A 24,858-nucleotide genomic window follows, 5' to 3' on the forward strand; every position below is an offset into this window, starting at 1 on the left:
CCTTGCGCCCCCGAGGTTACGGGCGCGGACGGCGGGAACGGGCGCGGTCGATTCCTAGCCTGCCGTGAGGACCTTGCCCACGGCTGCGTTGATGGCTTCCTTGATCCGCGCATGGAGTCCCCGCAGGCCCGCCCGATCCACGCGCACTTCCACTATCGCGCGTCCCTTGAGCGGCGCCCTGAGCGCTTCGGCCAGTGCCGCCGTCGTACTTACCGCGCTGTGCCCGACGCCGTACGCCGCCGCGAGTGCCGCGATGTCCACTGAGTGCGGGGTTCCGAAGAGGCGTTCGACGGCGGTGCCGTAGGCGCCTGAGTCTTCCACCACACCGTGTTCCAACAGGCCGAAGATGGCCCCACCGGCGTCGTTGAGGACAACGATGCGCAGGTCCGGGGTGGGTTCGCCTTGGCCGAGGAGAAGGCCGCCGACGTCGTGCAGGAAGGTCAGGTCACCGAGCAGAACCGTGGTTTCGCGGCCGCTGCCAAGGGCGATGCCGGTAGCCGTAGCGAGGGTGCCGTCGATGCCGGCGAGGCCGCGGTTGGCGTAAACCGTGGCAAGAGGATCGGGGTGGGGTTGCCCGGCCAGGTCTACATCGCGAATGCCGTTGGAGGAACCGAGCACCAGCTTGCCGCGGGCATGTTCCCACACCGTTGCGCCGACCGACGGTCCGTTGGCAGCGGATTCGCCGGCCAGCACGCCGTCGAGCGAGTGCTGGGCGGCGGCGCCCGCGAGGAGCCAGGAGTCGAGCCACTCGGCTGACCCACGGCCCGCGAACTCCGCTAGTTCCGGCAGGGTTTCGATCGGCGTTTCCCTGCGGCGGCCTTCGTCGTACCACGCCACGGGAACGGGCTGGTAGATCACGGACTCGATGCCTTCACGGGCCAACAGTGCGCTGACCGGACGGGACAACGTGGGACGGCCGAACAGGACAACGCGGTCAATGGGCGTCGGAGAGCCGGGGCCGAAGTGCTCGAGCAGCAACCGGTACGGGCCGATTGCATTCGGGCCAAAGCGGGCGTTCGACGAAGGTTCCGCAAGCAACGGCAAGCCCTGGGCCCGGGCGAAGGCTTCCGCTACCGGCCCGGCATCGTGGCCCGCGAGGACCACGGTGTTTCTTTCCGGAAGGTCGCTGGGTGCTGCTGGAAGATCAAGTGCCTGCGGACCGGCGTCGTAATGGAAGGGGCCATGGCCCGCGGCGGGCGGCAGGGCGTCGTCGGGTTCCGGCACCAGAGGGTCCCGGAAGGCGAGGTTCACCTGGACGGGCCCGGGCGGCGTGTCTTCCAGCGCACCGGTGGCCGCGTAAAGCGCCGTGGTGACGGCCCGCTGCGGGTTGTCCCCGGCGGCGACGTCGACGGCGAACCTCACGTGATCGCCGAAAAGGTCCAGTTGGATGGTGGTCTGGTTCGCCCCGGTGCCGTGCAGCTCCTCGGGCCGGTCGGCCGAAACAACGATCAGCGGAACCGCCGCGTGATTGGCTTCCATCACTGCCGGAAGCAGGTTCCCGACGGCGGTCCCGGACGTAGTGACGACGGCGGCTGGCGCTTCGGTGGCCAGGGCCAGGCCAAGGGCCGTGAAACCGGCATCGCGTTCGTCGATCCGGACGTGGAGGATCACCCTGCCCGTAGCCTCTGCCTCCGCCAAGGCGTAGGCCATAGGCGCCGACCGCGAACCGGGCGCCACCACCACGTGCCGCACACCGCCGTCGAGCAGGGCGGATACCGCAACCCGGGCGGCGCCAATGGATGTCAGAGAGTCCTGGGAAGTCACCGTCCCAGTCTATGGGCGCCCCTCGACCCGAAAGCGGCCGAACGGTGAGAGAGGGATCACCGAAAACGGCCATTCGGTGAGAGAGCGATCACCGAAAACGGCGATTCGGTGAGAGAGCGTCGGATACCACCGACGCTCTCTCACCAAACACCCCTTAAACGGAAACGCTCCTCCACCCCGAGGGGCTGGAGGAGCGCCTACGCGGAACAGGCCTACTTGCGGAACACCTGGACGATCGCCGGACGCGGCGCACGCACGGAGCCGGCAGCCGGGCGTGATCCCGCGCCGACGTAGTCCGGGAAGTACGAGTGCGGGGCCTCGAACGTGCCCTCTTCACCCGGGTGCTGGACGGCGACGAAGACCGTGCGCTCTTCATCGTGGATGATCGGGCCACAGGTCTCGGCGTCACGCGGGACGGCAAGGAACTGCTCCACCTTGCCACGCTCCGGGCCTTCCAAGGTGACCTTGAAGAGACCGTCGTTGTAGCCGATGGTGGACGGGGCACCGTCGGTGGAGATCCAGAGGTTGCCCACGGAGTCGAAAGCCACGTTGTCAGGGCAGGAGATCGGGGAGACCTTGTCCGCCGGGAAGCCTGAGAAATAGGTGGAGGTGTTCTTGGCGGGGTCGCCGGCCACCAGCAGGAGGGTCCAGTTGAACTTGGTCCCGGTCTGGCCCGGAGCCTCGGTGATCTCCACGATGTGGCCGTCGCGGTTCAGGGTGCGGGGGTTGACCTCCGTGGCGCCTTCCCTGCCGGCCTTGCCACGGTCGGAGTTGTTGGTGCAGGCCACGTAGACCTTGCCGGTGAGCAGGTTTGGCTGGACGTCTTCGCAGCGGTCCATCTTGGTGGGGCCAACCTTGTCCGCTGCAAGTCGGGTGTAAACAAGGACCTCGGCTACGGACATGCCCGGGACCGCGGACTGGCCGTTGACCACCAGCGGCAACCATTCGCCGGAACCGTCGAAGGCGCCGTCAGCAGGGAGCTTGCCGGTGCCATCGATCTCGGCGGCCGGGGAATCGCCGGTGAAGCGGGCAACGTACAGGTCGCCTTCGGAAAGAAGGTTCATGTTGTTCCTGCGGGCAGCGGCAGAGTCGCCGGCCTGGTACTTGCCCTTGGAGACGAACTTGTAGAGGTAGTCGAAGCGCTCGTCGTCGCCCATGTAAGCCACAACGCGGCCGTTGGGAGCGACGATCACGTTGGCGCCCTCGTGCTTGAAGCGGCCCATGGCGGAGTGTTTCTTCGGGGTGGACGTGGGGTCGAAGGGGTCCACCTCCACAATCCAGCCGAATCGGTTGGACTCGTTGGCGTAGCCGGAGTTGCGGGTATCGAAGCGGGGCTCGTCGAGTTCCCATTGACGGGTGGTTGCCTTGGCGGACAGGCCGTATCGCTTGTCGCCGTCGCTGGTGCCCGGCGCGGCAAAGTAGCCGTTGAAGTTCTCTTCACCGGAGAGGATGGTGCCCCACGGGGTGGTACCGCCGGAGCAGTTGCCCAGGGTTCCCTTGATCCAACGGCCGGCGGGGTCGTCGATGGTCTTCACCAGGTTGGTGCCGGCGGCGGGACCGGTCAGCTCGTAGACGGTGTCCGTCAGGAAGCGGCGGTTGAGGGCTGCACCCTGGACGTAGCTCCACGGCTTGTTCTTGTTCTTGCGCTCGAGTTCCACAACAGCCAGACCGTGTGCGGCACGACCGATGGCGCGGGCCTCGGCAGCATCGAAGCCCACCGGCAGCATGATGTTCTCGTTGGTGTACTCGTGGTTGGTGAAGAGCAGCGCACGGCGATCCTTGGAGTTGGGGATCGGCAGGATGTCCGTGTAGTCGTTGTTGTAACCGAACTGGCGGGCCTGGGCTGCGGCGCTCTGGTTGTTCAGGTCGAACGCCGGCGAGTCCTTGAACAGCGGGTCGCCCCAGCGGATGACCGGGTTCCAGTCGAAGCCTTCGGGAACCGTGAACGCGTCAACAGCGGAGTCAACGGGCTTGATGGCGGTGAACTTCAGCTTGGACTTGTCGAAGCCCTTCTTGGCTGCATCGGACAGGCCATTGCCGGAGTCCGCAACAGCAGAGTCAGCGCCGGTGACAGCGCCACCGAGAACGACGGCGAGCGCACCTGCGGCGCCCAAGCCCAGGGCGGCGCGGCGGGACATGGCCGTGGAGGCGATATCGCGGAAGTAGCCGTTGGAGCTGGTGTTGCATACATCGCCTGCGCAGGCATTGTCGCACTTGAGCGCACAGGTCACCGCGCTGCGCTTGCCCTTGGTGTGGCCAAGCATGGGGAGCAGCGGGAACGTGCGTCCGGTGGTTTCAGACATGGGGGACCTTCCAGAATGGTTACGAGCTTCCCGCCGAGCCTTTCAGCGTAATCCGAAGCCGAGAGGACGCTCTGGTTACGGAACGGTGAACAAACCGCGTCAGGCAGAGGCCAGGACAGCGTGAACCCGGGCAAGCCGCTCCAACCACCAGTCGCGCCGGTCAGCGGGTGCCGCATACCGCTCAAGAAGCTCCGGATCGGCCGCTGCCCCGCGAAGCCGGATGGCGCCGTCGTCCGCGACCAATGGGTCACGCGTGATGTCCGCAGCGAAAAGCGAAACAGTTCCGAGGCCACACGCGTACGGCAGGGACGGCAGCGAGGCGGCGAGCGCCAATCCGGCGCGGATTCCCACGGACGTGTCCAGGGCTGAACTGACGACGGCGGGAAGGCCGGCTTGGGCCACGATGTCCAGGGCACGCGCCACTCCCCCAAGCGGCGCGACTTTCACCACCAGGAGGTCAGCTGCGCCGGCACGGGCCACGCGCAGAGGATCGTCTTCTTTACGGACGCTCTCGTCCGCCGCGATAAGCACGGGTGTTCCAGCAACCGAAAGCCGCCGCCGCACTTCTGCCAGTCCCTCAATGGTGGGCACGGGTTGCTCGGCGTACTCAAGTCCCACCGCAGAGAGCTTGCTCAATGCGTCGACGGCCTGCTCCACGTCCCAACCTCCGTTGGCGTCCACCCGGATGGCGGCGTCCGGCAAGGCTTCCCGAACGGCAACCACCCGAGCTACGTCGTCGATCAATTTCTGGCCCCGCTCAGCGACCTTGATCTTGACCGCATCAACGCGTCCGAACCTCGCGAGCACATCGGGCACCCGATCCGCGGCGACGGCGGGGACGGTGGCGTTCACAGGAATGGTGTCCCTGAGCGGAACCGGGAACCCTTGCCAGCCCGCTTCCAAAGCGGCGGCCAACCAACGGGAGGATTCGTCGTCGTCGTACTCCGGAAACGGACAAAACTCGCCCCAACCATGTGGTCCTTTCAGCAGGAGCGTTTCACGCTGCATGATGCCGCGGAATTTGACCCGCATGGGCAAGGAAACGACGTAAGCGGAGTCCTCTAGTTCTTCAAGGGAAGGGAGCATAGTGCCACTGTACCGGCGGCATTTCGGGCGCGGATGGGGCCAAGCGCGCTATGTGGAAATCTAGTCCACCCAGAACTTCCTGGCTGCACGGGCTGCTTCGGCGAACAACTCGACGGGCAACGGCACGGAGCTCTCGGGCATCCCCAGGCCATCCCACTTGGCCACAAGGACGGTTCCCACGTCCAACGGCAGCGGCCATAACCAGTACCGTGAAGTGCCCTGCAGGAATTCGTCGTTGCCGCCGGACCCGCCACCTCCCAGCGGCGTGAGTACCGGCCCCGTGACGTCGCCGTCCATTCCGCCTCCCAGGCTGGGCTCCACCAGTCCCGCGAAAACCTTCCGGCCGTTCGGATATCCCACCCCCACCAACAATCCGTCCAGCCCTTGTTGGAACGGACCGCGGGGTGTGAGTGCTTTGTCCATTGCTTCGCGCCATTCGCCTGCTGTTTGGTCTCCGCGCCGGACTGTCCAAACCAGGTCCAAAACACAACCGGTGGAGTAAACGTCAACGGATTTCAGCGCCAACGCCATACGGTTGCTGCTGTGCACGAACCAACTGACCGGCACCACTCCGGGCAATTCATCCGTTGGCGGCCCCACCCAGGCAGGCGGTATGGGCTGGGTATGTCGCGGACGTTCTGGCGGTACAGGAAGGTCCTCGAAGAAGGTCATGTTCCATGCATACACCGACTTCACCGCGATGGGGAGGACCGCTTGCTAAGAGAGAGGCCACAACCGCGATATCCTCTGAATCGACACTCATTCAGGGGGACTCATGACTCAGGGCTACAGCGGTTCAACGACGCCTCCGGGCTGGTATCCGGACCCTTCCAATCCGCAGCAGATGCGATGGTGGGACGGCGTGCAATGGACGCCGCACCTGGCCCCCGCGCACCCTCAATTCATGCCGCTTCAACGCGTACTGATCAGCAACCAGACGCCGGTCTACAACCCGTTCATCTGGGCAATCGTGCTCATCCCCCTGGTGTCCGTCCTTCTCCTCCTGACGTGGCAGCCGGAGTTCCGCCTCATCACCACCCGCTCGGGCGCAACGACGCTCGACCCCACGTCGATCTACTCCCCCGGCTACTTCCTCCTCCAGATCTCAAGTTTCGTCATCTGGGCCGCGACCATCCTCTTCGCCTACCTCGACTATCAACGGCTCGCCAAATCAGGGGTGATCCGTCCCTTCCACTGGGCCTGGTGCTTCCTGAGCCCCTTGGTCTACGTCATTGGCCGGACCGTCATTGTCCGCAAGGTCGCCCTGGACCGCGGCCTGGCACCCATCTGGGTCATGATCGGGACCATCGTGGTGTCGTTCATCGTGTTTGGCATCTGGATGGCGAACTTCTTCAACCAGATCTATTCGCAAATCGGCTACTCAATCAACGCCTAAGGGCGGGCACCAATGACTGACGCCAGGGCGCCGGGCCAACTGCCGCAACCAAGCACGACGGCGGCACCCGGCTGGTATGCCGACCCTGCGGATCCGCGCTACAACAGGTGGTGGGACGGTTCTGCGTGGACGGCGCACGTGGGCCCGCCAGCCTCACGGTTGCTGGCCCAACGTCCGCTCATCGGTCCGGACACCCCGTGTACAACGTCTTCATCTGGCTCATGGCTGTGCTGCCGTTGCTTCCTGCCATCGCCTTGTTGACGTGGAACCCGGACCTGCGTTTCTACGCCACCAGTCGTGGTGGCGTCGCTCCGGATCCCGCTTCGATTTTCACCGTGGGCTACTTCCTCACCGCGGGCTCCTTGGTGTTGGTCTATGTCGCCTCGGTTGTGCTGGCCTTCTTCGACTACCGGCGCTTGCTGCCCGCTGGAGTCGTCCGGCCCTTCCACTGGGCATGGGCGTTCATCTACATGGGAGGCGTGGTGTACGTGATCGGCCGCGCGATCATCGTGAACAAGGTGGCCAGGGGCCGTGGCTGGTGGCCGCTGGGTATGCTCACCGCGGGATGGATCCTTTACATCGTGGTCGGTTACGTCAAAGGCATCCTGTTGATGCAAAGCATCGTGTCCGGTGTTGGCTACGGTTCGTAGGCGCCACGTCCCGCACCCAGTCCTCACACGCGTTAGGTAGACTGCTGCCTAGCCGCAGGAAAGGACCACCATGAACCGCAAGGCCACCGCACTCGACGTCGCAAAACGGGCAGGGGTTTCCCGAAGCGCCGTTTCGTTGGTCCTCAACGGGCGCGGTGACGGCAACGTGGCCAAGGAGAGTCAGGACCGCATCCGGTTGGCAGCGCAGGAGCTGAACTACTCCCCCAACGCCATCGCACTCAGCCTCCGGAACCAGCGCTCCCGCGTCATCGGGATCGTGTCCGACGAAGTGGTGGTCAGCCCCTTTGACGGCAACATCATCGGCGGCGCGGACGATGTTGCCCGCAGCCATGGCTTCGTCACGGTGGTGATGGATACCGAACGCGATGCCGCCCGGGATGCGAGCGCCATCGAGACGCTGCTGGACCGCCAAGTGGACGGACTCATGTACGTCACGGTAGGCCTCAAACCGCTCGATGTCCCTCCAGGCATGCAGCGTGTTCCCTCTGTGCTGGCCAATTGCTACGACAGCCGCACCGAGCCACAGATCCACCACGTCATCCCGGATGAGGTCACCGGCGGACGCGAAGCCACCGAACATTTGCTGGAGCTCGGCCACCGGGACATTGCCTTGCTGGCCGGCGCGGAAGTGGACCCGGCGGCTCCCCTGCGTGTCCAGGGCTACCGCGACGCATTCGTCGGAGCCAGCCTCGGCGTCAGGGAGGCTCTCATCACCCATGCGGGCTGGGACATCAACGACGGCTTCAACTGGGCCATGCGCCTCCTCGACGGCGTTGCCCCCGCGGAACGCCCCACGGCCATCATGTGCGCCAACGACCGCTTGGCCGTCGGCGTAGCCCTCGCCGCCGCCCGCCTGGGTTTGAGCATTCCGCGTGATCTGTCAGTCATGGGCTACGACGACGAACACCGCATCGCCAGCACCATGGTCCCCGCCCTCACCACCATGGCACTCCCCTTGCGCGAGATTGGCCGGGCGGCCATGTCGGCCCTGTTGGGTGCCATCGAGGGAAGCGAAAGTACGACGGCGGTGCCCACCTTGGAGACGATGGTCCCCTGCCGCCTGGTGTTGCGCGAGTCGACAGGCCCAGCACCCCGCTAAACCCCACCTTGCGGGGCCTGCTCTACGCACCAAACCTTGGCGAAGCAAATAGAGCAGCCCCCACAACGGGAGGCAATCAGCGCGGGAGGGACAGCTCCCAGACATCTGCCGTCGCGCCGGCGGGAACGTTGAGCGTCCAGGATTCACCGGGAGCAGGGTAGGCCCGCAGCGTGGTGGCCACTGAATTGGACGAGTAAACCTCCACGAGCGAGGCATCCACGAAGATCCGGAGCTCCTCCCCTGCGGCGAGCTCTCCCTTATAAACCACCTGCTCTGCAGTACCGGAGCCAAGGACCAGCTCAACTGTCCCGGCAGTGCCGGCCACCAGCACCTCCGCAAAGGCAGGAACGGCAACCGGGCCCGAGGCATCGGATGCCACCAAGGACCCACGGTACGCGGATACTTGCGGTGCAGGGGAAACAACCAACGCCCCGTCAACCACGGACAAAAGGCGAGGATGTGTCAGCACACCCGACCACCCGGCGTCGTCGATTTCATCCTGGGTGCGGCCCCGCCGACCGTCACGGCCGGGACCTTCGTTGGCCCAGCCCCACAGCAAAGCCGCCGGCTCAGAGCCAGACGAAAGCTGGACGATTTGGGGTGCGTAGAAGTCGCGGCCCAGATCCGATTTCCCACCCGAAACGGCGGAAAACACAGGCAGCCCGGACTCGGGATCCGAGGTAAGTGAACCGATCAGGTGCCCGACGCCATTGGCATGCTCGTGGTCGTCGCCGGAGAGCCAGAGCGAGAACATCATCACCCAGGACGAACCCGAGGACGAACCCGAGGATGAAGGCACCTCCACCAGTTGCGGGCACTCCCAGATCTCGGCGGGCGTGTGCACGGCGGCGACGGGGTCGGCCGACGTCAGCCAAATGCCCTGGTACTTCCAATCATCCAGCGAGTCCACGGTGTACAGCAGCAAAGCGGCCCGTCCATCAGCGAGTCCGGCACCTTGGATGGCGTAGCGGGATCCGTTGAACGTGAAGATGAAAGGATCGCGCACGGCGGTCACGGAGGAATCAGCAGGCATCGACGCGGCAACGTGCCCGTCCTGCGTCCAGGTCACCAGGTCCGAGGAGCCCCGGGCAATAACAACCTGGGAATGCCCGCCGTGGTCCTGAACGCCGGAGTAGGCGGCCGTCGGAACGTCGCCATCAAGGGTCACCACACCCGTCCAGCAGCCGGCAGAGTCGGGCCCGCCTGCCTGCGGTGCCAGGGCAGCGGGGTGCTCTTCCCAGTTCACCAGGTCAGCAGTGCTCACGTGGCCCCAGTGGATCTGGGTGTGCCGCGCAGAGGACGGGTTGTACTGGAAGAACACGTGGTACCGGCCATTGATGTAGCTGATGCCGTTGGGATCGTTGATCCAGCCTTGGGCAGGCCGCGGGTGGAAGCGCGGGAACGCGGGATCCGGGTGCGTAGCGGCCTGGGCCAGGGAAGAAACAACTGCAAGGTCCGTCATTGGAAATGCCTTTCGAAGAGAGAAGGGAATCTACTTGCCCGTACCGGCGGTGAGCCCGTCCTGCAGGGCACGCTGCCCGAACATGAACACCACCAGCGCGGGAATCATGGAGAGGACAACGCCGGCCAGGACTACGGAGATGCTTCCGGTCCCGAGGTTGCCTTGGAGGGAGACCAGGCCCAGGGGCAGGGTGAAGTTCTGCTCCGAGATGGTCATGATGAGTGGCCTGAAGAACTCGTTCCAGTGGAAGTTGAACGCCAGGATGCCCACGATTGCCAGGCCGGGCATGGCCAGCGGCGCATACACGGAACGGAAGGTCCGCCAGGGCGAGGCGCCGTCGATCGCGGCCGCTTCAGCGAGCTCACCCGGGAGCCCCATGAAGTACTGCCGCATCAGGAAGGTGCCGAACGCCGTCGGGATGGCCGGGAGGATCAACGCGAGCAGCGTGTCGGAGAGTCCAACGCCGCGGATGAGCATGAACACGGGAACGATCGTCACCTGGGCTGGCACCATCATGGTGGCCAGCACGATCGAGAAGAGCGCTCCGCGGCCCCGGAACTTCAGGTGCGCAAAGGCGTAACCGGCCAACGCTGCGGTGATCATCTGGCCCACGGCGATCAGGCCGGTCACCAGGGCACTGTTCACCACCAGTCCAATGATGTTGAGTTGCTTGAACACTTGGCCGTAGGAGGTGAAGTCCGGGTTCAGTGGCAGGAACGACGGCGGCAGTTTGAAGGACTCCGACGGCGGTCGAAGCGAGGTGGACAACGTCCAGAGAACGGGTCCCAGGACAAAGACGGCGGCGATCAGCAGGGCCACGATCCGGGCGGCCACTGACCAGTCGCGCTTCTTCCGCGTTACAACGGGTGCCGTGGTTTTCACACGGTCAGAAATGGTGGTCATGGCGGGCCTTACTGGTAGAAGACGAATCGTTTGCTGAGCCGGAACTGCAGGGCCGTGATAGCCATGATGATGAGCGTCAGGATCACGCCGATCGCGGAGGCCTGGCCGAATTCGAGGCGTTGGAAGGCCGACTCGAAGATCACCATGACTGCGGTACGGGTTGAGTCGCCGGGTCCGCCGCGGGTGAGCACGTAGGGCTGGTCGAACACTTGGAGTGCGTTGATGATGGCCATGACGGAGGCCACCAGCGTGGTAGGGCTCAGGAGCGGCAGGGTGACGTACCAATGCTTGCGCCATCCGGTGGCACCGTCGATCGACGCGGCCTCGTAGGTTTCCACTGGAATGGAGGCCAGGCCACCAATGAACAGCAGGAACGAGAACCCGAAGTTCTGCCACACATACACAAGAATCACGACGGCGGCAGACCCGGTTGGCGTGGTCAGCCACGGTACCGCTGGGATGCCTACGAGGGACAGCAGCCAGTTGACCACGCCGAACTGCTCGTTGAAGAGGTAGCGCATGAAGATGGATACCGAGGCCGCGGACAGGATCAGCGGGAAGAAGAACGCGGAACGGAAGAACACCCTGAGCCAGGCGGGGAGCTTCTCCTGGACCATGATGGCCAGGCCCAGTGCCAGGCCGAGCTGGAGTGCCACAGCCACAATGACGAAGACGATGGTGTTCAGGAACGACACCCGGACCGTCGGATCCTGGACCACTTCGGCAAAGTTATCGAAACCCACGAACGTCGGCGCCGAGATGATGTCCCAGCGGAAGAATGCGAGGGCCACGGACGCAACGATTGGCAACAGGGTGAAGATGCCCATGCCCACGATGGTGGGGGCCAGGAACGCCCACGGGAGCCAACGCTGTTGGACGCGGCCGCGCCTGGACGCCGGACCACCCTTGTGGGACGGAGCACGGCCGGTGCCCGTTGGGGTACGGGTGACGGTACTCATGGCTGCCTCCTCAGGGCCAGTTCGAGGTCACGCTGCATGGAGTTGAGCGCATCTTTGAGTTGGCGTTCGTCGCCGCTGACGGCAAGGGACACGTTCTTCATGAGCGCGGTTTCGACGGCGGCCTGCTGGGGAGGCGCCGGGATGGGCCCTGTGGTGGGGAACCTGTCGAGGGTGTCGTAGAAGACCTTCCAATGACGTGGGCCGGTCCCCGCGTAGAGCTGTTCGTTCACCATGGAACGCCGCGCGGGTGTGGTGTTCGGCGTGGGGAAAACGATCTGCATGGCTTCGAGGCTGGAGCTGAACTTCACCCATTCCCAGGCGGCGTCCTTGTCCTTGGCGGTCTTCATGATCGCGTACCCGGCGGTGCCGAACTGGTGACGCTGGGTCCGCCACTTGGGGAAGAACTGCACGTCGAACGCATCCTCAGTCATCCCCGCCTCATGGAGGCCCTGCACCCAATAGCCGCCGGCCGGCGTCGTACCTATCCGGTTGGAGGCGAAGAGGCCGATCAGCGAGCTGCCGCCGCCCTCCTCGGGGCGTACGCCCAGCCCGTCCTTGACCAGTCCGCGGAGGTAATCGAAGGATTCGAAGACGCGGGGATCGTCCGCGTTGGGTTCCAACCACTGGTACCCACCGGAGCGGAGGCTGCGGGAGGGGTCGTTGGCGTAGAAGCCGTCCCACAGCCATTCGCCGCCGCCGGACTTGGTTTCCTTCAGGAAGCTGGTGTCATTCGCGTACAGCCACGGCACAACTCCACCGAAGAGGCGGTTGGTCCAGTAGTAGGGCGTGAAGTCCTTGGGGTTGGCCTTCTTCATCGCGGCCAGAGTGGCGCGGAAGTCCGTGTGCGTCCAGTTGTCGGTCGGCCGCTCCAGGCCTGCCTGCCGCAGAGACGTGGCGTTGTAATACATGTTGGCGGCGTTCCAGTCGATGGGGAGCTGGAACAGGCTGCCTTTGTACATGAACGCTTCCACCAGGCTCGGATGGACGTCCTGGAAGTACTCCTTCATGTCCTCGGCGTCCCGGCGGAGGTACTCGTCCAGCGGATGGGCAAGTTTCTCGGCGAAGAGCTGGGCGCCCTCGGTGGCCACGTAGACCACGTCCGGCGGCGTGCCTGCGGCCACCATGGTGAGGATCTTGGTGAAGAAGTCCTTCCAGTCCACGGCCTGGATGGCCTGGACCTTCACTTTGATTTCGGGGTGGACCTTGGCGAAGGCGTCCACTACCTTTTGGCGGGCTGCGGCGTCTGCGGCGGTGCCCATGATGGCGATGCTGAGGCTGTTGTCTCCCCGGCCTGGAATGTCTGTTCCGGTCAGTCGCGGCCACGACGCCGCCGTTACTCCGACGATCCCAGCACCGAGGGCTGTGAGGGCGGTTCTGCGTGTGAATTGACGCAAAGCCCCGTTGGTTCCCGGCATTGTAGATTTCCTTCCCTAACACGTGTTAGGAACACTAGACCTGTCACCTAACACGTGTCAAGCGTCACAGTAATGTTGCGTGGATCTCACTTTCGGGACTCGCGGGCACAGCGGACTCACATGAGGCATCCAGCGAATTGTGGCAGGGTAGAGAGAATGAGTTCCCAGCAATTCCGCGTCAGCGGGAGGTCGAGCAAACGGCCACGTCAGGAGCGCCCAGCAGGCGCCGGTACGGGCTTTTTGTTTTGCCTCATCACCCTCGCCTGCATGGTTGGCCTGGCAGCGACGTACTACTTCTTCGTCCGCACCACCGCCGGCCAGTTCATTGACGAGTCAGCCCTTGTTGAAGCCACCGAACTCAGCGGCACAGCAGGCAAAGCCTCCACGGGATTCCTGGACGTCCTGCCCGTCACCTCCTTGATCATCGCCACGCTCGTGGTGCTGTTCGTGACCATTGCGCGCCGACGCTGGACAGCCGCGGGCATCGCCGTCGTCGCTTGCGTCGCCGCCAACATCGCCACGCAAGTCCTCAAACTCCTCATCCCGGACCGTCCGGACCGCGGCGTCCAGACGCTGGAGATGAACTCGCTCCCGTCCGGCCACACCACCTTGGCAGCGTCCGCGGCGGCCGCAGTGTTCCTGATGGTTTCGCCGCGTTGGCGGCCCCTCGCAGGGTTCCTGGGGAGTACCTTCGCCGTCGCCACAGGTGTGTCCACGCTCATCAACCAATGGCACCGCCCTGCCGATGTGGTGGCCGCCTTCCTCGTCGTCGGCATCGTGATGCTCCCTGCCGGATGGCTGATTCTGCGCTCCGGCAACAGCTGGAACGTGTGGCGCGGCTACGGCGAGCACTGGGCCTCGTCCAGGCTATGGGCCTTCCTCACACTCGCTGCCTTGCTGGCGGCCGGCGCCGTAGCCGCCTACTCCCTGCTCCAGGTCATGCCAGGCCTCAGCGCGGACAGCACTACCGACTACTTCTGGGCCGGGACCGCCTTCATAGTGATCGCCGGTTACCTCTCCGCCTTGGGCGGGATGTGGCTCTTCGGACTGGCGGCCAGGAAGCGTTAACGCACGACGCCGGGTGGCAGCTTTCACTCTCCGGCGCGCCCGCATCAGAACTCCCCATGGCGACAGGCCCTCTCTTGGAATACGATTAATCCAATCGTTTGATTAATCGTCAGGAGAGACCCATGCCTTCAGCCCAGACCGGCCGTGGCGCAACCCGCTTGGCAGCGGTCCCCGTTTCACGGGACCTCGTGGTGGACTTCATCCGCGTCGCCTGCATGTTTGCCGTGGTTGCCGTTCACCTGCTCATGATGGGCATCAGCGTAGGCCCCGCCGGCATCGGCGTGGAGAATCCCCTGACGTCGTTGAGTTGGTTTGCACAAGGAACCTGGTTTGGACAGGTCATGCCCCTGTTCTTCGTCGTTGGCGGCTTCGCATCCCTCACGTCGTGGCGTAGCCTGCAGCGGAAGGGCGGGGACGCGGGCGACTATCTCCGCACCCGGGTGCTTCGTTTGGTCCGGCCAACGGTCGCCCTGTACGCCTTCCTCGCCTTGGCGCTCTGGATTGCGACGGCGGCGGGCGTCCCGGGCGACTTGCTGAAAGTTATCGCCGCGGGTGCTGGAGTACAACTCTGGTTCCTTGCCGCGTATCTGATCTGCCAGGCGATGGTCCCGACGATGGCTCGATTCCATAAGGTTGCGCCGTACAGAACCGTCGCCGCATTGGTGACGGGCGCCGTCGTCGTCGATGTCCTGCGACTCGGGCTGGAACGCAACCCGTGGGGCTTCGATTCGAACCCGATCGGGCTGCTGAACATGGTGTTCGTGTGGGGCTTGCTGCAGCAGTTGGGGTTCTTCTATGCGGACGGCTTCTTCGATCGGTTTGCGCGGTGGAAGCTGATTGCGTCGGCGGTTGCGTGCTACCTCGCCCTGGTGGCACTCACGCAGGACGGACTGTACCCAGTGGACATGCTGACGAACCAGAATCCTCCGATGTTCCCGTTGATACTGGTTGGCTTGGCGCACGTTCTGCTGGTGAAGGCTGCGTACCCTTGGCTGCAGCGCGTGGTTCAGCAGGGCTGGGTCCAGAAGGTCATGTTTGTTGTGGGGAGCCGGGCCATGACCATCTACTTGTGGCATCTGCCGTTGATCATCGCAATGTTCGGGCTGGCCCTTGTACTGCGGCTCCCCTTCCCCGAACCTGCGAGCACCGAGTGGTGGCTGAGCCGTCCAGCCTTCTACGTGGCAGCTTGGGCCCTGGTGCTGTTGGTATCCGCGCCCCTCGTCCGCCTTGAACTCGCCAGCACCGCACTGGCAACTGGGGCTTCCCGTCCGGCCATGTGGCGCATTGGCCTCGCCACGGTGCTGGCGATCATTCCGCCGTTCGTCGTGATGCGGAGTGCCCTGGATGTTTGGAATGCGTCGTGGGGGTTGGTGTTGATGGTCGTGGCTGTTGCGCTGGTGAGTGGGCGGCGCACTGCCGACCGCAAATGGAAGACGCCAGTACTGGCTCAGAGCGGCCCATAGGTGAAGAGGCGCTAAGAAAATCGAAAAAGTGAGATTGAATGAGGACCCCGGACATTTGTCCGGGGTCCTCATCTCAGAGCGGAGCTTGTGGCAGTTTCAGCGCCTACTTCACGGCAACAAAAACTTTGTCAGCCAGCATGCCGGGACGTATTGCCAGGACACCTTGACCGGCGGTGGCCGAAGGAACCTCGATGGCATCATTGCCTGAGACGGTAGCGCCGGAATACAAAGTTTTGAACGTATTGATCTCATCAGGTGCCACGACAGACTTATCGCTCCCGCTCAGGCTATTTCCTTGAGGCGTTACATATTCAAGTGAAGTGAAAGGCATCTGCCCCTGCGGGTCGTCGCCGATGTACGTGACGGAGTAATTGATAAGGATGTATTCCGAACCAGCCGCGGGTGGGTCATTGAACTGGTTAGCGGCCATCACCGCATCTGTAGCTGCCAAAGTGACGGAGTTGACCACAACCCGCCAATCCTTGGATTCAATGGTGGAACCGAGTGGATACGGATTGGCACGCGTACCTTGCTCGGACGCTCCACCGCTCGACGACGGAGCATTGGAGGCCCCGGCAGAAGCCGAAGGCTGAACCACCTTGGTGTCACCGCTACCGAATGCGCTGTTGAACGAGGTGGCAACCACGGCTATGAACACCAGGACCGCCACGATCGTCCCAACAACCGAGGTCACCAGAGCAGCGATGCCCATCCACTTGGCTTTGTCTTTCAGGAACAAGGAGACGATCGACAAAATAAAGCCAACCGGCAGAAGAATCCATCCGACAATAAGCGCGCCGGGAACGCAAGAGAAAATCAGTCCGAGAACAGCTGCGATGAGCGCTACGAGGCCTACCACGTTGAGTTGCTTCTTAGCCTGCGGAGGCTGCGGCGAAAATGGCTGCGTGGGTCCTCCCGGACCTTGCGGCGGGAAGGAAGTCGGTGCTTGGTACTGGGGCGAATGCTGCTGCGAGCCCGCCCCCGGGAGCTCAGGTGTAGTCATGCGATAACTATGACAGGACAGAACAGGGCATTTTTGGTATGCAGAGTATTTCGTTATGCATTTGAGGCTTATAGCTGGCAGTTTACGAAAGATCCTTTTACATTTCCGAGAGAGCAGTCCTATTTGTACCTCAGAAAACGAATTCAGGGCCTCCAATCAATAATTTCGTCGATGCTTCAGTCTCGGAATGGCAATGGCGAGCACTAACGCGGCTGCGAAGCCCAGCACGCCGGTCGCCCATACGCCCGCGGCCAGCGAGATCGCAGCCGTCAGACCGGACAACAAGACAGGGCCGCCGGTCGCTCCGGAGTCCGCAATGAACCGCCAGATCCCCAGGAAGTGGCTGCGGCCATTGTCCGGCGAGAAATCCGCACCCAACGTCATGATCAGGCCGGAGCTGATGCCATTACCAAAGCCGATCAATAGCGCTGCCAGGAGCAATGACATGAAGCCGCCGGTGAACGGAATCAGCACCAAGGCAATGCCCATGATCAACGTGGAGGGAACGGCCACCCATTGCCGGCCTTTCCGATCCATCAGCTTGCCCGCCGGATAGAACACCAGCATGTCTATCGCTCCGGACAAGCCATAGATCAGCGAGGCGTGGGTCGCGTCCATGCCCAGATGGTCCGCCCACAGCGGGATAACCACTTGGCGGGATGCCCGCAACGCGCTCAGCAGAAGGATGCCGAAGCCAACCGACAAGAACACACCCGCGTGGGAGGCCGCTACCTGTCGCAGCGTGGAAGCAGCAGGTGCCGCACCGCCGTCGGAGGTGTCCGGCGCAACCAGATCCGGAATGGTGAGCGACAGCGCAGCAGCCGCCATCATCCCCACGAAACCCACCCAGTAAGCACCACTGATCCCGGCGAACTGCATGACGCCAGCGCCAATGAATGGGCCAATGAAGATACCGATTCTGGTCACACCGCCGAGCGTCGAAAGCGCCCGGGCTCTATAGACTACTGGTACTGCCTCTGTGATGTACTTCTGCCGTGCCAGGTTGAAAACGCTCGAGCTCATGCCAACCACTGTCATCGCCGCGGCCAGCAGCCAAATGCCGTGCTCCCACTGCGGTGCGAACGCTGCGGCTCCGAGCGCCAGGGCACCGGCGGCACCGGCTCCGACGATCGCCCAGCGCTCTCCGAACTTGATAGTGATGATCGATGCGGGGATGTTGAAGAGCCACGATCCCAGACCGATCAGCGTGACGATCAACGCCGAAACCGCCACAGACGCCCCCAGGTCGCGCGCCGAGAGGGCTATGACCGGCAGGACCGCTCCTTCACCGATACAAAACAGCAAAGCCGGACCGAAGGCCGGGAGGGCAATGCTGCGGAGGCTGAAGTTTTGGTCTGCTTGGGTGCTTGTCATCCCTTTCATCCTAGGACCGCCTGAGCGGTCTCCCCGGCTGTTGTTGCGGTTCCGGAGAACGGACCGCAACAACAGCCGGGTTGCACCTCGTTTCTAGCTGCGGGTTGCAACTGCCTTGCGTCGACTGCTGGCCGCAAGGACCAGGCCCAGGAGGACCAGTCCGACTGCCCAGAGCAGGAAGCTCTGATTCAGTCCCGTACTTGCCAGGGCTGCTGAGCTGTTGACCGTGGCAGCAGCTCCCGCTGCCATCGCGCTCTGGGTGCCGCTCATGGCAACTTCGACGCCGCTGGACTGGTTAGCACTGAATCCGGCAGTCGCTCCGCCTGTGCTTGGTCCACCGGTCATGGGAGGGCTTACCACCGGCGGGTTCACTACAGGAGGGTTCACAACCGGAGGATTCACCACCGGAGGATTCACCACCGGAGGATTCACCACCGGAGGATTCACCACCGGCGGGTTCACAACCGGAGGATTCACCACCGGCGGGTTCACAACCGGAGGGGTAACCGTGCCCACGGAACCTCCGCCGATGCCGACGGAAGTCGAACCGATCGTGACCGGAGCTGCAATAGGAATGATCAATTGAGTTCCGGAGAGAACTCCTCCCTCGCCGGACGTCGCTCCGCCAGTGGGTGTGCCTGTAGTACCAGTACCCGTGGAAGTACCGGGAGTCGTGGCGACGGAATCACCGAGCACACCGGCCGAAACGGCACCCACATTCACCGGAGCCGTAATCGGAGCAACAACCTGGGTACCAGACGCAACACCATCCGATCCCGAAGTACCAGCAGCCGGAGCCGCAGCACCCGAACCGGTGGCAGCAGTCGAGCCCGTCGCCGCCGCCGAATCACCGAGCACACCTGCCGAAACAGCACCTACATTCACCGGGGCCGTAATTGGAGCAACAACCTGGGTACCAGACGCAACACCATCCGAACCCGAAGCAACAGCAGCCGGAGCCGCAGCACCCGAACCGGTGGCAGCGGGAGCCGCGGACGTGGAGGTGGAATCTCCCCCAATTCCCGCGGCAGTGGCTCCGATGTTAACAGGGACCGAAATCGGAGCCACTACCTGAGCGCCGGATGCGATACTGTCTCCCCCCGACGTTGTTGCCTGCGCGGGCTGTTGGGCCGGCGCAGTCGTAATTGCAGCTGGTGCGGATGACGCCGATGAGTCCCCCAACAGACCCGCCGATGTGGAACCGACAGTCACGGGGACTGTCACCGGTGCAACTACTTGGGTACCGGACGCTGCTCCGCCCGACCCACTGGTATTTGCCGCAGGAGCTGCCGGTGAAGGTGCAGCCGGTGCGGCAGAATTGGCTGGGCCCGTCGCAGTGGAGCCCCCCAGCAGACCCACTGAGGACGAGCCCAGGTTTATCGGCGCCGAAACCGGTGCGACTACTTGCGTTCCGGACCCGACGGCGTTTGAGCCGCTGGTACCGGAGGTAGTCGGCCGAGCTGCGGCCGGGGTGGCCGCGGGCGCCGTTGAACTTGCGGCAGAGTCTCCCAAGACGCCCAGCGATGTGGAGCCGAGGGTGACTGGTGCTGTTACTGGTGCCACCACTTGCGTCCCGGACAACAGTCCGTCCTTACCGCTGGTGGTGTCTGCGGCATTGGCCGCCGTCGCGCCGAGGGCAAGCAGCCCACCGGCAAAGCATGTGCCGAGAAGGCACTTGCGTACTGTCGAATTCATGATGATCTTCTCCTGAAGGTCTTGTTCCCAGTGACGTCCGGGGTACGGAGCGTCCAATGACCGTCTGCCGCAGATGGTGTTGCGGCGAGGTTGGGAAATTAATCAGGAGATGAGCCGGGATCGAATGAAACCGGCTTTGGATGTTGTTCAGTGCTGACCGATGCGAGGCCAGAGATGGAGCCTGAAGGAATGTCTACTTCGCCGCCCAAGTAGGCAGCCGCGGGGCTAGGAGGACCGTTCTGTGAGCTTCCGGATCCGCTTCCGGTCGAATTCAGCGGGGCGCCCTCTGGGTCACCCGGAAGTTCCAGGGGTGTCTCGTCATCCGTGTTGGTGGTGGTACCCGCACCGGTGCCCACGGTGCGGCCTGGTTGAGCCGCTTTCAGTTGCAAAAGCCTGGAAGGCAGAAACGCGGAAGTAACCTCCGCAGCAGTCCAGGATTCTTTTGCCTTCTCCACCGACGCAGCAGGAGTGGCCGCTTCAGGCAAGCTCACGACGGCGGATGGCGGCGATATGCCTGCGTCCGGTTTTGCCGGGACTACGGGGCTTCCTCCCCCAGGCAGTGATGGCACTGCCGGGCCCGGCCCTGCTACGGGAGGCACCGCTCCGTTCACCGGAGGAAGGAGGGGGTCGACGATATCGACGATTGGCTGCACGATCGGCTTGGTGATGTTGGTGACGGGTTCCAAGGCGACGGGCTCAATAGCTTCGTTCACCGGAGGGATTACCGTCTCGACTGTGTGGTCCACAGTTTCAGCAACCGGCGTCGCGATTGCGTCCACGACTCCGCCCACGGTGCCGCTTGGAGCAACCTCAGCAACAACCGGGACTGTGGATACAACCTTGTCAGTGGAAGCTGCAACTTGCTGGATAACCGGTGTAACCGCCGGAACATCCACCGTGACGGTCGATGTGGGCACGATCGCTTTGATTGGCGCAGGAAGCGGAATCGCCGGCAACGGAATCTGAACAGTGCCGGCGGGAGCCTTCGGCGCCACGACTTTCGTAACGGTGGCTCGGGTTTCCTTAACAGCCTCGGTTGTAGCACCCAGCGTCGAATTGGTCTGGGCCGTCAGCGAACCGCTGGTGGAAGCAACAGAACTTGTTATCCCACCAAGCAACGAGTGGTTGTCCTGGTTGCCGGAATCTGCGTTGGCGGCGGCCGCCGAGAGAGCCATCCAAACTGCGGTGCCGGCCCCTGCGATCATGACGGAGCGGAGAGTCCGAGTACCGCGCGGAAACACGCGTATGGCCTACATCTCGACACCCCCCAGGTAGTCGCAAACCGATGGTCGCTTTCATCCTAGGACTGGGCTAACGCAATAGTCCATGGTTCGGAGGGGTCGAGATGAACTTTCTATAAGGACCCTTTGTTTTATGAGGGGTAGAAGCCCGTCTTCTCGGGTCCAAAGTCCGGCACGCCCAAGGACGCGCCCGCAGTCTTGCCTTGCTGCGCCTGCGTCTCCTGCAGCCGCTTGATGAACCAGCGCGATTGCTCCGGCCCGTAGGGCAGTACGGGGATGGCCTTCGTGGCATCCGCCGGCATATCGCGAATAGACTGCGTGGCTTGCCGGACGGCCGTGGTCATGGTGTTCGCCATGGTCTTGACGAATTCGTCGCTGGCAGGTTTGCCGTGGCCGGGAACAAGGTGCTCGTACCGGTGGCGCAGAGCCGAGATGTGGCGGAGAACGTCTGCCCACTCCTCGGGGTACGAGTCTTCGAAGGAAGGATGTGCTCCCTGTTCAACCAAGTCACCAACGAACAGCGTGGAGTTGGTACCCACCAGGAGGTCACCGTCCGTATGCGCACGGCCCAAGTAGAACAAGGTAGCAGTGACGCCGCCCAGGTCTACGAGAACCGGCTGATCGCGCACGATCGCATTAGGGACAACGATTTCGACGGCGTCGCCCTCCCCCGCTGCCATCTCCGGCTCGTTGGTGGTGACGAAGCGACGCTGCAGGTCACCGTCCTTCTCGATGGTTTCGGCGCAGTTGGCGTGCGCCCAAAACTCTGTGACGCCGTCGTCCGCGAAGACAGCGTTTCCGAAGAAGTGGTCGTAGTGCGCGTGGGTGTTCACCACCACCAGCGGAAGCTGGGTTTTCTCCCGGACCGCAGCGAGGATCTCGCGACCTTGGCGCGGACCGCAACCAGTGTCGATTACCATGGCGAGCTCAGTGCCCACTACAAGTCCGGTGTTGAGTAAGGAACCCTCGGTTTCAAGGACGTAGTGGTCCGGACCAAGTTCTAGCCATGCAGACAATGAGTTCTCCGTATCCAGTGCAATCCGGCGATGTTCAGGCCTCGATTCTACCCACGGGAAGCTGGGAGGTAGCGGAACGAGTACCGTGGCGATGCCCTTGTCCGAGGGAAACGTGTGGCCCGGAAGCTGTTGCTTCCGGGCCACACGTTCAGGCAGAACTAATCGACTGACAGGTGATTAGTGTTGCCGGGAGGCCGCTCTCCTGCGGGTGATCATCATCAAAATGATGCCGAAGACCAGGAGCGCTGCTGCGGCTGCGATGTACGGAGTCAGGTGCGAGCCGGTGGAGGCGAGGTCGCCACCCGGAGCATCTGTCGTGGGTGCATCGGTTGCCGGAGCACTGGTAGCCGGAGTTTCCGTTTCTGGACCGCCAGTTACGGGGGAACCAGTGACCGGGGCGTCCGTAGTCGGCGTACCCGTTGTGGGAGGAGCAATCACCGGGTTGCTCGGCGAAGGCGTCACGCACGGTTCAGGCGTCTCGCCGGGAGACGCAGTCGCCGACGGGCTCGGCGATGCCGCTTCAGACGGGCTCGGCGTCTCGCACGGGGACGGGGTCTCCGACGGCGACGGGGTCTCCGACGGGCTCGGCGTCTCCGACGGCGACGGGGTCTCCGACGGGCTCGGCGTCTCCGACGGCGACGGGGTCTCCGACGGGCTCGGCGCCTCAGACGGCGACGGGGTCTCCGACGGAGTTTCCGACGGCGTAGGCGTCTCAGACGGGGTCGGGGTTTCCGACGGGCTCGGCGTCTCCGACGGCGACGGGGTCTCCGACGGAGTTTCCGACGGCGTAGGCGTCTCAGACGGGGTCGGCGTCTCAGACGGGCTCGGCGTCTCCGACGGCGTAGGCGTCTCAGACGGGGACGGGGTCTCCGACGGCGACGGGGTCTCCGACGGCGACGGGGTCTCCGACGGCGACGGGGTTACCGACGGCGTAGGCGTCTCAGACGGAGTCGGCGTAGGGGGCACATCATAGGCAATTTCGGCGGACGCACTGATGGTTTGTGCGTCTACGCGCGCAAATACGGCGAATACCTGGCAGTCCGAGTCTCCATTGTGGTACCAGTTCAGACTGTCTTCCGTCGCCGGAATAACTGACGCGGAAATGTCGACGGTTCCAGACACTGTGCTCGTCGTACAAAGGTCCACATCAACCGTGCTGCCGGGCGACGACGGGGTGTTGACGGTGAGCATATTGCCACTGAGATTCGCATCAGACTCGCCAGCGCAGAGCTCAATGGTTCCGTTGGTTGTCAGCTCAATGGGCGTCTGCGCCACATTCGTGGATAGCGTGACCTGCGCCTGCTGGCCAGCCGTCATCGTCTGAGCTGCGGGGGTGATGGTCAGTGCCGGAACGTACGGCTGCGTGAGGAACGCGAATGTCTGGTCGATCTTGTCCGGGCTCAACCCACCGTTGTCACACGCTTTCTGAACGCGAGCCCCCAGGTCGTTGTAGTCTTTGACGCACCATGCCAACTGCTGCAGACTGAAGCGGTTATCAACGTCGCCGTCCGCCGTGACGAACCGGTTGATGGATCCGTCGTTGAACTGGTACCCGTTCTGGACGATGTAAGCGAAGACCCGACGCTGAGTGTCGGTCATGTTCGCGTTCTTTTCGGGATGCACGTCCAGGGCGCGTCCGTCGAAGCAAGAGTGCAGAACGTAATCAGTGCAGAACATCCAAGCGCTTACGGGACCTCCGCCGACCGGGCCACCCTCGGCCTCGGATGCATAGCGCACGCCACATAGGGGCGGCAGTGTAGAGATGCTGTCACCAGGAGGCTCTCCGTGGATGTTGTACAACTCCACGACCAATCCCTGGTTGTAGGCGTCCAGGTTTGTCCCAGTTACCGTGGTGTCAGGATTTGGTTCATAGTCCGTTTGCCCGGTGCAGGGTTTGGCGTCAAATGATGATGCAGCCGCTGGCGGGGCTGACGCGTTTGCGGTAATTGGCATGGCCAGTTGCGCTGCGAACACCCCCGCGGCAAGCATGGTGGTCGCAGCCAAGGCCGCGGCGATTCTTCTAAGCATGATTTCCTTCAGTCGATTACTTGGTACGCCAACCGGACAAGGCTCAACGGGGATCCTCCTGAAGGGCTACGCCGTGCGGAGGACCGCCCTTGTGGGCAGCTTGACCAAGGAAATCGTCTGTAAAGGCAAAGAATCGTGGCGCAAAAATCCGGAAGAGTGACGTAGATCAAATGAAGAGGCCACGATCTCTCGATCGTGGCCTCTTCATGGATGCGTCTGGACAAAGCGTGATGAGCGGGAACTCGCTAACCAGGCCCTGTGAACTGGGTTACAAGATGATGCTCATGACGTTCCAGCCGGACCCCACTTGCCGGGCGGGGAGGAATCCTCCAGAACCATTGCCTGGGTACAAAACCAGGCCTCCGGCCCCGTTGCGGGCAAGGATGTCCACTCGACCATCACCGTCAAAGTCACCTGGACCCTCGATCGCAGTCATGCCGCCCCAGCCCCAACCGATCTGCTTCGCTGCCAGCCAACCGCCAGCACCGTTGCCCGGGTAAAGCATCAGCCCTCCGGAGGAGGTCCGCGCCAGGACGTCGGCTTTTCCGTCGCCGTCAAAGTCACCGGGACCGTCGATGGCGGTCATGCCACCCCAGCCCCAACCTACCTGCTTGGCCGTCAGCCAACCGCCTGAGCCGTTACCTGGGTACAGCCACAAAACACCGTTGCCATCGCGGGCAATGACGTCCGCCTTGCCGTCTCCGTTGAAATCGCCCGGGGCTTCGATGGACGTCATGACATTCCAGCCCGAACCGATTTGCTTGGCCGTCAGCCAACCGCCGGAGCCGTTACCGGGGTACAGCCACAAAACGCCTTTGCCATCGCGGGCAATGACGTCCGCCTTGCCGTCTCCGTTGAAATCGCCCGGGGCTTCGATGGACGTCATGACATTCCAGCCCGAACCGATTTGCT

General features: G+C 63.4%; 21 protein-coding genes. 6 read left to right on the plus strand and 15 right to left on the minus strand.

The features are described from left to right. Positions 1-54 precede the first annotated feature (54 nt). From menD to ACIQT2_RS07190, 4 genes are all read right to left on the minus strand, one after another. Positions 55-1,764 carry a 2-succinyl-5-enolpyruvyl-6-hydroxy-3-cyclohexene-1-carboxylic-acid synthase gene (menD, locus tag ACIQT2_RS07175; protein WP_402944926.1) on the minus strand — a complete coding sequence of 570 codons (1,710 nt, stop codon included), beginning with the start codon at positions 1,762-1,764 and terminating at the stop codon, positions 55-57. A 212-nt stretch (positions 1,765-1,976) separates the two neighbouring features. Continuing rightward, positions 1,977-4,067 (minus strand): PhoX family protein, encoded by a 2,091-nt coding sequence (locus ACIQT2_RS07180; protein ID WP_402944928.1) that lies wholly within the window; start codon positions 4,065-4,067, stop codon positions 1,977-1,979. A gap of 99 nt (positions 4,068-4,166) precedes the next feature. Continuing rightward, on the minus strand, positions 4,167-5,153 hold the full coding sequence (locus ACIQT2_RS07185; RefSeq protein ID WP_402944931.1) for an o-succinylbenzoate synthase: 987 nt from the start codon (positions 5,151-5,153) through the stop codon (positions 4,167-4,169). A gap of 60 nt (positions 5,154-5,213) precedes the next feature. After that, entirely contained in the window at positions 5,214-5,825 is a 612-nt protein-coding gene (locus tag ACIQT2_RS07190; protein ID WP_402944933.1) for a hypothetical protein, read from the minus strand. A gap of 103 nt (positions 5,826-5,928) precedes the next feature. Here ACIQT2_RS07190 and ACIQT2_RS07195 point away from each other — a divergent pair, with 103 nt between their 5' ends. The 4 genes from ACIQT2_RS07195 to ACIQT2_RS07210 all read left to right on the plus strand — a co-directional run bounded on the left by ACIQT2_RS07195 (position 5,929) and on the right by ACIQT2_RS07210 (position 8,319). Next, a complete protein-coding gene (locus ACIQT2_RS07195; RefSeq protein ID WP_402944935.1) occupies positions 5,929-6,549 on the plus strand; it encodes a DUF2510 domain-containing protein in 621 nt (206 codons plus the stop codon). A gap of 12 nt (positions 6,550-6,561) precedes the next feature. Continuing rightward, positions 6,562-6,810: a DUF2510 domain-containing protein gene (locus ACIQT2_RS07200; RefSeq protein ID WP_402944938.1), complete on the plus strand. Its 249-nt coding sequence runs from the start codon at positions 6,562-6,564 to the stop codon at positions 6,808-6,810. Next, positions 6,747-7,199, plus strand: coding sequence for a DUF2510 domain-containing protein (locus ACIQT2_RS07205; RefSeq protein ID WP_402944940.1), 453 nt, complete (start codon positions 6,747-6,749; stop codon positions 7,197-7,199). Before ACIQT2_RS07200 ends, ACIQT2_RS07205 begins: the two co-directional genes overlap by 64 nt. Positions 7,200-7,269: 70 nt before the next feature. After that, on the plus strand, positions 7,270-8,319 hold the full coding sequence (locus tag ACIQT2_RS07210) for a LacI family DNA-binding transcriptional regulator (RefSeq protein ID WP_402944943.1): 1,050 nt from the start codon (positions 7,270-7,272) through the stop codon (positions 8,317-8,319). Positions 8,320-8,395: 76 nt separating this feature from the next. Here the strand turns inward: ACIQT2_RS07210 and ACIQT2_RS07215 are convergent, their stop codons facing one another. The 4 genes from ACIQT2_RS07215 to ACIQT2_RS07230 are packed head-to-tail and all read right to left on the minus strand — an operon-like array spanning position 8,396 to position 13,058. Further along, positions 8,396-9,781 (minus strand): glycoside hydrolase family 32 protein, encoded by a 1,386-nt coding sequence (locus ACIQT2_RS07215; RefSeq protein WP_402944946.1) that lies wholly within the window; start codon positions 9,779-9,781, stop codon positions 8,396-8,398. Between the two features lie 30 nt (positions 9,782-9,811). Continuing rightward, positions 9,812-10,684 carry a carbohydrate ABC transporter permease gene (locus ACIQT2_RS07220; protein WP_397325565.1) on the minus strand — a complete coding sequence of 291 codons (873 nt, stop codon included), beginning with the start codon at positions 10,682-10,684 and terminating at the stop codon, positions 9,812-9,814. 8 nt (positions 10,685-10,692) lie between these two features. Continuing rightward, the gene (locus ACIQT2_RS07225; RefSeq protein ID WP_402944948.1) at positions 10,693-11,643 is read right to left on the minus strand and encodes a carbohydrate ABC transporter permease; all 951 of its coding nucleotides are present in this window, start codon (positions 11,641-11,643) and stop codon (positions 10,693-10,695) included. Beyond that, entirely contained in the window at positions 11,640-13,058 is a 1,419-nt protein-coding gene (locus ACIQT2_RS07230) for an extracellular solute-binding protein (protein WP_402944951.1), read from the minus strand. The genes ACIQT2_RS07225 and ACIQT2_RS07230 overlap by 4 nt, the downstream gene beginning before the upstream one ends. 54 nt (positions 13,059-13,112) lie before the next feature. Between ACIQT2_RS07230 and ACIQT2_RS07235 the strand changes: the two genes are divergently transcribed. Next, a complete protein-coding gene (locus ACIQT2_RS07235) occupies positions 13,113-14,126 on the plus strand; it encodes a phosphatase PAP2 family protein (RefSeq protein ID WP_402944953.1) in 1,014 nt (337 codons plus the stop codon). A 122-nt stretch (positions 14,127-14,248) separates the two neighbouring features. Beyond that, entirely contained in the window at positions 14,249-15,589 is a 1,341-nt protein-coding gene (locus ACIQT2_RS07240; protein ID WP_402944955.1) for an acyltransferase, read from the plus strand. Between the two features lie 103 nt (positions 15,590-15,692). Here the strand turns inward: ACIQT2_RS07240 and ACIQT2_RS07245 are convergent, their stop codons facing one another. The 7 genes from ACIQT2_RS07245 to ACIQT2_RS07275 all read right to left on the minus strand — a co-directional run. Further along, positions 15,693-16,592, minus strand: coding sequence for an MgtC/SapB family protein (locus tag ACIQT2_RS07245; protein ID WP_402944958.1), 900 nt, complete (start codon positions 16,590-16,592; stop codon positions 15,693-15,695). 156 nt (positions 16,593-16,748) lie between these two features. Continuing rightward, on the minus strand, positions 16,749-17,966 hold the full coding sequence (locus ACIQT2_RS07250; protein ID WP_402944961.1) for an MFS transporter: 1,218 nt from the start codon (positions 17,964-17,966) through the stop codon (positions 16,749-16,751). 93 nt (positions 17,967-18,059) lie between these two features. Then, positions 18,060-19,661 (minus strand): cell wall anchor protein, encoded by a 1,602-nt coding sequence (locus ACIQT2_RS07255; RefSeq protein ID WP_402944963.1) that lies wholly within the window; start codon positions 19,659-19,661, stop codon positions 18,060-18,062. 98 nt (positions 19,662-19,759) lie between these two features. Then, entirely contained in the window at positions 19,760-20,836 is a 1,077-nt protein-coding gene (locus tag ACIQT2_RS07260) for a hypothetical protein (protein ID WP_402944965.1), read from the minus strand. A 197-nt stretch (positions 20,837-21,033) separates the two neighbouring features. Further along, positions 21,034-21,918, minus strand: a complete 885-nt coding sequence (locus tag ACIQT2_RS07265; RefSeq protein WP_400328664.1) for an MBL fold metallo-hydrolase — start codon at positions 21,916-21,918, stop codon at positions 21,034-21,036. Positions 21,919-22,095: 177 nt separating this feature from the next. Further along, a complete protein-coding gene (locus tag ACIQT2_RS07270; RefSeq protein WP_402944968.1) occupies positions 22,096-23,517 on the minus strand; it encodes a hypothetical protein in 1,422 nt (473 codons plus the stop codon). A 697-nt stretch (positions 23,518-24,214) separates the two neighbouring features. Beyond that, positions 24,215-24,858: FG-GAP repeat domain-containing protein (locus ACIQT2_RS07275; protein ID WP_402944971.1), on the minus strand; the 644-nt coding region annotated here is incomplete at its 5' end.

Origin of the sequence: Paenarthrobacter sp. NPDC090522, assembly GCF_044769225.1 — a bacterium.
Taxonomy (GTDB): Bacteria; Actinomycetota; Actinomycetes; order Actinomycetales; family Micrococcaceae; genus Arthrobacter.